Raw genomic sequence first — 10061 nt, 5'->3', positions numbered from 1 at the left:
AGGAACACGTGATGTGTTCCCGGTTCAGAGGCTCTTGCCCGTCGGACGTGAAGTCCGCCGTGCATCCTGAACCCGGCTTTCCGATTCCACTAAGCGGAGACTCAGCCGCCCTATGCGCTCCCGGGGAGGCACAAAAGAACCCGGCCATCGGGGGCATTCCCGGATGCCTCAGCTATCCCCAGCCCCCAATCATAAGCAGCGCGCATGCCCAAACCCGTGGAAGAACCTGCTATTGCGTATTCGGAGAGAGCTTTTTTTACCAGATAAGGAGGGGCAGATGCAGGAATAGGGTCAGAAGACATAAGACAATAAGAAAAGGACTTATGCCTCAGTGTTGCTGAGGCGGTAAGCCCTCTTCGTTGTTAGGCTGCTTTTTTCAGCCTCTTCTTTTTATTTCATAGGAGCATAGGCCTATGGAATAAAATCCCCTCGGGTGGGGAACCGCACTGCGGCGGGGCCGCTTGGGCGGCCCGCCGCAGACGGAGAGTTTCGCGGGCGAAACTCTTATTTACGGATTAGCAGCATCCGATGCTGTTTCCACCGCAGCTACCGCCGCAGCAGAAGAGTAACAGGATGATAATCCAGCAGCAGTCTCCGCCGAAGCCGCCGTTGCAGCCACCGCCGCAGCTACCGCCATTGCCCATTCCGCCACAGCAGCAAAGCAGGATGATGATCCACCAGCAGCTATTGCCTCCGAAGCCTACATTTCCTTCGCATCCACATCCGCAGTTTGTAGCAGCTAAATCACTCATGTTTTGTTCCTCCAACAAATATTTTGTTTACACTTCATAATATGTAGGTGGGCTTGATTATGTTTATAAATTTTAAAATTATTTTTTATTCCATTGTAGTGAGCTTCGGTGGTATAAAAATAGCAGCGTTCGAAAAAGCCTCGTTGACTATTTTTCATGCATCGCACGTAAGCGGCTCAAAAGCAGCCGCAAGTTCTCATAGCGATAAAAAATATTTTTATTTATTATAGAAGGTAAGGAATATAGAAGGTAAGGAATGATATCGGAATATCCGAAACCGGGAAACTTTGAAAAGGCTGTTTTCACCGGGAACGCTTTGTGATAAACTAAAACACGAGCGGGGAAAAAGTAGGCAGGGAGGAACAGATGAATATTGATATAATATGCTTGGATAAAGCCTGTGTAATGCAGGAGGGAGGCAAGCCTTATGACCGGATGGGTGAGCTTCTGGATGAGATGAAGAGGAAAGGGTATCGGACCGTCTATTCGGAAAAGGAGATCCCCGGGGAGATAGAGCCTGGCCGGGTTCTCTGCATATCCGGCCGGGCGGAGGATGCGTCTGCCGCGCATACAGCGGGTAGAAAGTTCGGCCTGGCGCTGTGGGGCTGTTCTTCGGTGCGTCATACAAAAGCGGATTATTATTTTATACAGCCCTTTGATATCCTGAATTTTCTGGATACGGAACCGCAGGAGAGAGACAAACACCGGTGGCTGTCTTGGGCAATCGAACTGCAGTTCATCGGACAGGCGGGGATTACCTATTCCAAAGATCCGTTTGACCTGGAGAGGTTTGCCAGGATCAGGGAAATTGCTGCGGAGATACTTAGTACGCAGACGGAAGTTCCATTTACAAAGGTGAAAGAAGTATTCTGCAATGAGACGGGGTTCCAGACGCCGAAGATGGATACCCGCGCGGCGATTTTCCAAGACGGCAGGATTCTTCTGGTGAAAGAGCGGGACGGCACCTGGTCTATGCCGGGAGGATGGGTGGATGTGAACCAGTCCATCCGCACCAATACGGTGAAGGAAGTGAAAGAGGAGGCGGGGCTTTGCGTGGTTCCCAGCCGGCTGATCGCGGTCCAGGACCGGAACCTTCACAATACGCCGCCCTATGCTTACGGTATCCTCAAAGCCTTTGTGCAGTGCGAAATCGTGGATGGACAGTTTGAGGAAAATATAGAGACCCAGGAAAGCCGCTTCTTCGGACCGGACGAGCTGCCGGAGCTGGCAGAAGATAAAAATACCGCCGGGCAGATACGGTTATGCTTTCTGGCCAGTCAGGACCCGGGCTGGGTAACCGTCTTCGATTGACGTAGAAATTTATAAGGGAAAGGGAGAGTAAGAGGATGATTACATATTTGGGAGATAAGATCGATATCCGGCTTGCCGCCTTTATCGGAATTGTGTTTGCTTTTGCGGCTACCTGCTTTCTGCTTCAGAAATTCAGCGGGCTGCTGCCCACGGACCAGGGCAGGGAGTATGCGCACGACGGCAAGCTGTCCGCGGGAAAACCAAGAGGGGCCGGGTTTATATTTGTTCTCGTGTTCCTGGTTGCCGCGGTATTGTTTATCGGAATTGAGCGGGAAATGGTGATCTACCTGATCCTGGTGGCAGCCGCGATGATGACGGGATTTTTGGATGACTGCTCGAAGGCGCCGTGGGGAGAGTATAAAAAAGGCCTGCTGGACCTGATTATCGCGGTAATGGTGGCGGTGACCTTTCTGAATTTTAACAGCAACGCGGTTGATTTGATGTTGTTTAAGACTACCGTATCGGTTCCGCCTGTAGTGTTCGGTGTTCTCATTGTAATACTGGTGTGGGTATCGGTGAATGTGACCAACTGTTCGGACGGGGTGGATGGTCTGTCCGGAACGCTGACGATCGTTACCCTGCTTTCCATCTATGTGCTGGACCGGATGAAGGGGACGGATGAAAATTATAATTATCTGATCCTTCTGTTTGTGATCTGTCTGCTTGGATATCTGTGGTTTAACGCCACTCCCAGCAAGCTGATGATGGGAGATGCGGGGTCCCGGGCTATGGGATTGTTTATCAGTATCGCGGTGCTGAAGATGGGAAGCCCTTTCCTGTATGTGCTGCTGGCGCTGGTACTGATCCTGGACGGAGGGCTGGGGCTTATAAAGGTCTCTCTCCTCCGCTTTCTGAAAATAAAAATCCTGACGAATGTCAGAACGCCGCTGCACGATCATGTCCGGAAGGTGTGGGGCTGGTCAAATACCCAGACGGTATACCGGTTTGCAATCATTCAGATTATGATCGCGGTGGGTGTGGTTTATATGGTTTCACTGCTGGCATGACGGAGGGCATGGAGATATATAGATGAAGGAAAAAATACTGATCGTGGAAGATGATCTGGCCTTAAGCGCCGGACTGTGCTTTGAACTGCAGACGGACCACTATATTACCATGGCGGCCTACAACTGCCGGCAGGCAGTACAGGTGATGGAATCGGATCGTTTTGATCTGGTAATCCTGGATGTGAATCTGCCGGATGGCAGCGGTATGGAGCTGTGCCGGATTATAAGGGAGAAATACGAAACTCCGGTTGTGTTTTTAACGGCCTGTGACATGGAGCAGGATATACTGGCCGGTTTTGACCTGGGCGCGGAGGATTATATAACCAAGCCATTTAATATTCAGATTCTTCGGCGGAAATTGGAAGTGGTGCTGAGAAGAAATCAGAAGCAGGAACCTGCGAAGAATGAGAACGGCTTCTCCGACGGATATTTGAAAATTGATTTTGAAGCGCTGGCGGCAGTAAAAAACGGAGAACAGCTGGTGATTACGCCGAATGAATATAAGATTCTGAAAATACTGACCGCCAATGCCGGGAATGTGGTGACCAGACAGCTGCTTCTGGAAAAACTATGGGACAGTGCGGAAAACTATATCGATGAACATACTTTGACTGTGAATATGACGCGGCTTCGCAATAAGATCGAGGACCCGGATCACAAATACATTAAGACAATCTACGGGATGGGTTACGTCTTTACAGGGGTGAACCTATGAAAGATATGATGCTGATTCTGCTGGCGGCTTCGGTGGTTCTGCTGCTGATCCGGAATATTTACCTGCATCAAAAGGCCGTCCGGTTTACCGATACGATCTGCGGCGCTCTGGACCGTATGATTTCCCGGGAAGCGGTCCGGGAACCCTATGAGGATACGCTGGAGGCCAAGGTCCAGGGAAAGTTAAACCAGTACGCCTCGCAGGTAAAGGCGGAGCGGGAGGAAATCACCGAAACGAAAAGGGAGATCCAGGAGATGGTATCGGATATTTCCCATCAGGTAAAGACCCCGATCGCCAATATCAAGATGTTCCATGGTATTTTACAGCAGCATGAGCTTAACGAGGAGAAAAGGGAAAGTTTTCTGAAGCTGATGGAGGGACAGATCGACAAACTGGATTTTCTGATGCAGTCCATGATTCAAATGTCCCGGCTGGAAGCCGGGATTTTGTCGGCGGCGCTTGAGGACGCCAGCGTATACCAGACCATAGCCAGAGCGTTAAATGGAGCGTGGGAAAAGGCGGAGCGAAAGCACATCGGGATTCAGGTAAACTGTGATCCCCATATCCATGTCAGGCATGACCCGAAGTGGACGGCGGAGGCGCTGTTTAATCTGTTGGATAACGCGGTAAAATACACCCGGGAGGGCGGCCTGATCAAGATTGAAGTAAAGCCCGGGGAATTTTATACCCGGATTGATGTGGCCGATAATGGGAAAGGAATTGCGAAGGACCGGTATCATAAGATTTTTCAGCGCTTTTACCGGGAACCGGAGATAACCTCACAGGAGGGAGTCGGATTAGGCCTCTATCTGGCCAGAGAAATACTGAGTATGCAAAAAGGATACATCAGCGTCCGGTCCGTACCGGAAAAGGGTACCACCTTCTCGGTATTTCTTTTGAACACGGTTCAAGACGGAACCGAAAATGTCTGAATGAGGAGACGGGATATAAAGGATTAGAAAAGGGACCGAAAATGACCATCATACAAACAAAGAAGCTTACAAAATATTATGGGAATGCGAAGAACTGTGTACGCGCGCTGGATGGAGTGGATCTGGAAATCGAACAGAGCAGTTTCACCGCTGTGGTCGGAACCTCCGGCAGCGGGAAAACCACATTGCTGAACATGCTGGGCGCGCTGGATACGCCGACCTCGGGCAGCGTCCTGGTGGAAGGCAGGGAGCTCTCGGGCATGACGCGGGAGCAGCGCGCCATATTCAGAAGGCGGAGGGTGGGATTTATATTTCAGGATTATAATCTGATCCCTACCCTGAACGTGTATGAGAATATCGTATTTCCTCTGGATCTGGATCACAGCCGCATCGACACGAAGATGGTCGGTGAAATTGTGGAACTGCTGAAACTAAAGGACAGGCTTGGGGCGTTTCCCCATGAGCTCTCCGGCGGCCAGCAGCAAAGAGTGGCGATCGCCAGAGCCCTGGCTGTAAAGCCTGCTATCGTTCTGGCGGACGAGCCTACCGGGAATCTGGACAGCAGGACAAGCCAGGATGTGATGGGACTGCTCAGGAGCATGTCGGACCGTTTCCGTCAGACCCTGGTTATGATCACGCACAATGAGGATATTGCCCAGACGGCGGACAGGCTGATCCGCATCGAAGACGGAAAAATCATACCGGCAGGAGGAAACGGAAATGTTCCGGAACAATAACTTGTCCGTATGCCGGCGGCTGGCCAGGAGGGAATTCCGGTTCCATAAGAGCAGAAATCTGCTGGCCGTCTTAAGCGCAGCCTTGACGATGGCCCTCTTTACCGTGTTATCGGTCACGGTACAAAGCCTGGTGGGCAGTATCCATGAGTATAGCATCAGCGAGATGCATGCAACGGAAGAGATGTACCGGCAGCTGCTGGTAAGCCAGCTGCCGGAACTGCTTCCCTATGTGCTGAGTTTTATTCCGGTGTTTTGCTGCGGCTTTCTGATTATTTATAATATTTTCCGTATCGGGGTGGATGCGGATATTCGTTTCTATGGGAAGCTGATAACACTGGGAATGACGCCCAGACAGATTCGGGCGATCTGGTATGAGCTGGCGCTTGCCGTCTGCGGACTGGGTGTGCCGCTTGGGGCCGCCCTGGGTATCGGCGGGGCGGTGCTTTTTGAACATGAAATCCTGAGCTTTTCGAAAATTCCGATCGGGCTGATCCTGAGCCTGAAGGGAATCGCCGCGGCAGGAGCGCTGACCACGCTGACTGTTTTGGTTTCCGGCTTCCGGCCGGCCCGGATCACGTCCGGCCTGTCACCGACGGCAGCCGCCCGTTATATGGAACTGCCGGGACGCAGAGATCAGTCACAGGAAACCTATAGGAAGAAAAGGATAACGCCAAGGAGAATGGCGGTATATCATCTGGCGCACAGCAAGAGAAGAACGGCGGTTGTGATTGCCTCGCTGTCTCTGGCTTTTATTTTGCTGAGCTGCGTCTATGTCCAATATATCAGCGCGGATCCTGAGATCTATCTTCATCATGTGGCTTTCTCGGATTATACGTTGTCTGCGGTGAGAGACGGTGGAAATGACACCTATGTGAGCAGTGACCTGGAACCGTCTTTTGTCCGTCAGGCGGAAGCGCTGCCGGGGGTCAGCCGGGGAGGAGCGCTTTATAAGCAGGAAGTCTGGCTGAACCTTGAGGATCGTGTTTACAACAGGCTGACGAATTATTTTGAGTCGGAGGGAGGCTGGCGTTTAAAAGAAATGCAGGCAGATCAGTACTGGACGAGGGCTTATGAAAATATGCGGAAGAGTCATACCTGCGTCGGTCTGGTCTATGGTGTGGACAGCGGCTACACACAATTGCTGGCCGGTCCGGACCGGCTGATAGACGGAACTCTTGACGCAGAACAATTCGCGGCCGGCGGCTACGCCATAGCGGAAGGTGCGGATGGAGAGGGAGGACAGCCGAATTATCATGTCGGGGAACGGGTAGAAATCGGAGGAAGAACCTTTGAAATTATGGCGCTGTCGAAAGCTCCGGCCTACCAAAGAACGGATCATGACAGCGCGGAATCCGCTTTTTCCCTGGGACTGTTTATTCCGGAGGAGAGTTTCAGACAACTGTTTCCGAAGAGGGGGATTTGTGAGCTTTATCTGAATGTGGAAGAAGTGGAGCGCGCCGCAGTGGACCGCTGGCTTACAGACTACCGGAATACGAAGGATCCATTCTTAGATATCCGGTCCAAGACAGCGCTAAGAGAAACCTTTGACCGTCAGATTCGCTCCGGTGCGGCAGTTGGAGCCTTGTTGGCGCTGACCTTTGGACTGATCGGCATCTTTAATCTGGCGAATACGCTGACTGCGGGGATTTTATCCCGCAGCCAGGAATTCATTGCCTGCCTGAAACTGGGAATGTCGGATAAACAGCTGCTATATAGCATGCTCTGGGAAGGCGTCTGCGTGACAGGACTGGTGCTCGCGGTGGTATATCCGCTATCCTTGCTGGCGGCAGGCCCCGGAATGTATCTGTATTTAACTAAAATCAGCAGCCTTTGGGCTTATCAATACCGGTTTTCCATAAGGCCGCTGCTGGCCTGCACGCCGATTCTTCTGGCGGTTTCAGCAGGGATTCCCTTACTGTGTTACCGGGTGGTGAAAAGACAATCATTCCGCTACTGATTTTGATTCATGAGGTAGATATAGGCGTCCTCTAAGGAGGTACTTGTCTGGGTACACCCGATCGGAGGCTTGCTTTCGCTGAGCAGTTTGACTTGCAGCGTCCCGTCCAAATATTGCTTTGACGTGATCGGATACTGTTTTTCTAATTCTCTGACCTGCCGCTCGTCCGCCACACTGCATAACCATGTATGTCCGTTCGCCTTCTCGATCAGCTCCCGGACGGAACCGGCATATAAAAAGGAGCCTTTTTTCATTACAGCAAGCCGGCTGCAGGTGGTTGCCAAATCCTCCACCACATGGGTGGAAAATAATACGGTTCGATTCTCTGAAAAATCAACTAAGAGGTTGCGGATGTGGATACGTTCTTCAGGGTCTAATCCTGTGGTGGGCTCATCGATAATCAAAAAGTCCGGCTCGTTTAAGAGCGCCTGGACGAGTCCGGCCCGGCGTTTCATCCCACCGGAGAGCTGCTTCATTTTCTTTTTCTGGTGCGCCGCCAGGCTTGTTTTTTCCAGGTAATAATCGATTCGTTTTCTGCAGATTTCTTTGTCGATGCCGGATAAATCCCCCATATATTCCAGACATTCCCGGACGGTCAACGAGGAATATAAGTCAATTTCCTGAGGAAGATAGCCTATTTTGCGCTGTATTTTTTCATAATTGCCTTCCTGGTACAAGATACCGTCTAGTGATACCTTTCCGCTTGCAGGCTTTAAGACAGTGGTCAATACGCGCATCAGCGTTGTTTTTCCCGCTCCGTTTTCGCCTAATAATCCGTAGATGCCATTTGTGATGTTCAAATTCACATGGTTAACGGCTGTCACGCCGTTTCTAAATGTTACGGTCAAATCTTCTATTTTAACGCTCATAACGGTTATCCTCTCTTTTTTATGATGTTCGGCAGAATGCCTATCATTAGGATGCTGAAGCAAATACTGATTATTTTTCCGCGCATCCAGGTTAAGTCGCCGTTTTCTACATTTCTGAAGGTATAGGAGAATAGATTCCAGGGACCAAATAGGTGCTCTCCCAAGGTCGAATTTGTGATGAGCCATAGGATCAGACTGCCTCCGATGCCAAACCACATATTTCGAAAGAGCATAGCAAGCGTATTGGACAGCATACCCCAGAAGAGAAGCGTAGCCGCAGCGGCAAAAAGGAACACAAAATATTGTTCCGTTTCACCCGCCGTATATCCCATCGGCTTTTGAAAGGCAAAAAACAATCCATAACCGGCTGCCGTAAGTAAAAACAGAAATATTTCCTGTACAAACATCCTGCTTATCAAAGACCGTTTTCTTTTTTTTATGGGATATAGCCGGTGGATTTCGGATCTTTTGCTGGCGATTTCCTGTGTATAGGTATCTGCACAAAACGCTGCAGCAAGCAGTGCCATAGGTGTCTCTAATGCAATGCCTATTTCATAGGTAGCGGTTACACCCCGAATCAAGCTTAAAATCACTACGAAAAATACGGCATAGCCAATTTTATATAACGGTAAAGAGATTTTTATTTCCTTTGCCATTATATCCGCCTCCTTTCCCACAGCTGTATGGAAATAAAAATGATAACGATGGAGGATAATATCAGGAAGCTCTGGTTCAAAAGCGCCATCGGAGGCGGGGCGGTATCAAATAGCTGTCCGGGAAAGCGTACCATGATGGCAAGCGGCCTGCCGTAATATCCATACACGCCATCTGCGTTCCGGCCTCCCATATTCGAATATACCATGTATAGAATCAAAAGCGGCACTGCCGGAAGAGGGTTTTTGAACAACAGGGCAAGAAACCCATGGACGGACAGAATCATCAGCATATTCGGCAAAACATAAAGGCAGGTGGCTGCGATAAAGTCCGATAAGTGAACTTCAAATCCGCTGCTCTTTGTGTAGGCGCAGCAAAGAGTCCAGAATACTACATTCAGAACGGCTAATACAAGCAGGCAAACTGAAAAACCGCCGGCGATCTTTCCCAGGATATACGTGCCGGCCCGGATCGGTTTGGTATGAAGGAGTTCATAGGTGTTCTTTCTCGTATCCTGCATGAATAACACGGATAGCAGCAGCGTTGCAAAAAATCCCATAAACAAACCTGTAAAATCAGCGAATTTTCTTGAAAAGTAATAAGAAAACGGCTTATCTTCCAGTTTTTGTTTCAGGTAGAGATTGATTTCACCGTTTGTCCCCTTATAATATGCGGCGTTTTCGTAAGAAGCGATTGCCCCTTTATAATGATATTCCTTTTCCAGATATTCACAGGCTTGCGCCACATTCTTATCTTTCATCTCATTTATGAGGTTTGCAGCTTTTTCCTTATCGATTTTAAATTCGGAAATCAATGTGCGCTCGATGTCTTTCTCCCAAATTTCCCGTTTTTGTTCTTCGCTCGATGGCACATAGCCCTCATAGACTTCCCCTTCCCTTACCGCCTCCGGATAATCATTGACTATTTTCTCATCCGGCTTTAGGTAGTGGATACTTAGATACGGGCTTAGGGCTTGAAATACTCCCAAAATAACAATTGCCGTGCCTATCCAAAACAAGGGCCTTTTCAGATAGTTTTTTACTTCTCTTTTCAGAATTGCCAGCATTTCTTTCTTCCTCGCTTATCTTGATGCTATTATTTTAACGGGTAAATAACAACAAAAAGAC

At 49.7% G+C, this 10061-nt stretch carries 10 protein-coding genes; 6 read left to right on the top strand and 4 right to left on the bottom strand.

Annotated elements, in window-relative coordinates:
* Window positions 1-515: 515 nt before the first annotated feature.
* The gene (locus KTH89_RS02490; RefSeq protein ID WP_238720494.1) at window positions 516-752 is read right to left on the bottom strand and encodes a chorion class high-cysteine HCB protein 13; all 237 of its coding nucleotides are present in this window, start codon (window positions 750-752) and stop codon (window positions 516-518) included.
* Between the two features lie 366 nt (window positions 753-1118).
* On the opposite strand from KTH89_RS02490, the gene KTH89_RS02485 reads away from it, so the two are divergent.
* Genes KTH89_RS02485 through KTH89_RS02460 form a run of 6 tightly spaced genes read left to right on the top strand, consistent with a single transcriptional unit; the run spans window position 1119 to window position 7411 of the window.
* Entirely contained in the window at window positions 1119-2063 is a 945-nt protein-coding gene (locus tag KTH89_RS02485; RefSeq protein WP_238720493.1) for an NUDIX hydrolase N-terminal domain-containing protein, read from the top strand.
* Window positions 2064-2098: 35 nt separating this feature from the next.
* The gene (locus tag KTH89_RS02480) at window positions 2099-3070 is read left to right on the top strand and encodes an MraY family glycosyltransferase (RefSeq protein ID WP_238720492.1); all 972 of its coding nucleotides are present in this window, start codon (window positions 2099-2101) and stop codon (window positions 3068-3070) included.
* A 22-nt stretch (window positions 3071-3092) separates the two neighbouring features.
* On the top strand, window positions 3093-3785 hold the full coding sequence (locus tag KTH89_RS02475) for a response regulator transcription factor (RefSeq protein WP_238720491.1): 693 nt from the start codon (window positions 3093-3095) through the stop codon (window positions 3783-3785).
* The gene (locus tag KTH89_RS02470) at window positions 3782-4717 is read left to right on the top strand and encodes a sensor histidine kinase (RefSeq protein ID WP_238720490.1); all 936 of its coding nucleotides are present in this window, start codon (window positions 3782-3784) and stop codon (window positions 4715-4717) included. The genes KTH89_RS02475 and KTH89_RS02470 overlap by 4 nt, the downstream gene beginning before the upstream one ends.
* A 41-nt stretch (window positions 4718-4758) precedes the next feature.
* Window positions 4759-5454, top strand: a complete 696-nt coding sequence (locus KTH89_RS02465; protein WP_158344311.1) for an ABC transporter ATP-binding protein — start codon at window positions 4759-4761, stop codon at window positions 5452-5454.
* The gene (locus tag KTH89_RS02460) at window positions 5438-7411 is read left to right on the top strand and encodes an FtsX-like permease family protein (protein WP_238720489.1); all 1974 of its coding nucleotides are present in this window, start codon (window positions 5438-5440) and stop codon (window positions 7409-7411) included. Before KTH89_RS02465 ends, KTH89_RS02460 begins: the two co-directional genes overlap by 17 nt.
* On the opposite strand, the gene KTH89_RS02455 is transcribed toward KTH89_RS02460, so the two are convergent.
* Genes KTH89_RS02455 through KTH89_RS02445 form a run of 3 tightly spaced genes read right to left on the bottom strand, consistent with a single transcriptional unit; the run spans window position 7405 to window position 10000 of the window.
* Window positions 7405-8280, bottom strand: coding sequence for an ATP-binding cassette domain-containing protein (locus KTH89_RS02455; RefSeq protein ID WP_238720488.1), 876 nt, complete (start codon window positions 8278-8280; stop codon window positions 7405-7407). The two genes, KTH89_RS02460 and KTH89_RS02455, sit on opposite strands and share 7 nt — an antisense overlap.
* 5 nt (window positions 8281-8285) lie before the next feature.
* The gene (locus KTH89_RS02450; protein WP_238720487.1) at window positions 8286-8936 is read right to left on the bottom strand and encodes a hypothetical protein; all 651 of its coding nucleotides are present in this window, start codon (window positions 8934-8936) and stop codon (window positions 8286-8288) included.
* Window positions 8936-10000 carry an ABC transporter permease subunit gene (locus KTH89_RS02445; protein ID WP_238720486.1) on the bottom strand — a complete coding sequence of 355 codons (1065 nt, stop codon included), beginning with the start codon at window positions 9998-10000 and terminating at the stop codon, window positions 8936-8938. Before KTH89_RS02445 ends, KTH89_RS02450 begins: the two co-directional genes overlap by 1 nt.
* Window positions 10001-10061: the final 61 nt, after the last annotated feature.

Source organism: Diplocloster agilis (assembly GCF_019042275.1).
Taxonomy (GTDB): domain Bacteria; phylum Bacillota; class Clostridia; order Lachnospirales; family Lachnospiraceae; genus Diplocloster; species Diplocloster agilis.
This window is presented reverse-complemented; position numbering and strand designations above follow the sequence as displayed.

What these genes read in the sequence shown, in the direction of transcription:
- KTH89_RS02490 (WP_238720494.1), bottom strand. Translation starts at nt 752, where the DNA reads ATGAGTGATTTAGCTGCTACAAACTGCGGATGTGGATGCGAAGGAAAT.
- KTH89_RS02485 (WP_238720493.1), top strand. Translation starts at nt 1,119, where the DNA reads ATGAATATTGATATAATATGCTTGGATAAAGCCTGTGTAATGCAGGAG.
- KTH89_RS02480 (WP_238720492.1), top strand. Translation starts at nt 2,099, where the DNA reads ATGATTACATATTTGGGAGATAAGATCGATATCCGGCTTGCCGCCTTT.
- KTH89_RS02475 (WP_238720491.1), top strand. Translation starts at nt 3,093, where the DNA reads ATGAAGGAAAAAATACTGATCGTGGAAGATGATCTGGCCTTAAGCGCC.
- KTH89_RS02470 (WP_238720490.1), top strand. Translation starts at nt 3,782, where the DNA reads ATGAAAGATATGATGCTGATTCTGCTGGCGGCTTCGGTGGTTCTGCTG.
- KTH89_RS02465 (WP_158344311.1), top strand. Translation starts at nt 4,759, where the DNA reads ATGACCATCATACAAACAAAGAAGCTTACAAAATATTATGGGAATGCG.
- KTH89_RS02460 (WP_238720489.1), top strand. Translation starts at nt 5,438, where the DNA reads ATGTTCCGGAACAATAACTTGTCCGTATGCCGGCGGCTGGCCAGGAGG.
- KTH89_RS02455 (WP_238720488.1), bottom strand. Translation starts at nt 8,280, where the DNA reads ATGAGCGTTAAAATAGAAGATTTGACCGTAACATTTAGAAACGGCGTG.
- KTH89_RS02450 (WP_238720487.1), bottom strand. Translation starts at nt 8,936, where the DNA reads ATGGCAAAGGAAATAAAAATCTCTTTACCGTTATATAAAATTGGCTAT.
- KTH89_RS02445 (WP_238720486.1), bottom strand. Translation starts at nt 10,000, where the DNA reads ATGCTGGCAATTCTGAAAAGAGAAGTAAAAAACTATCTGAAAAGGCCC.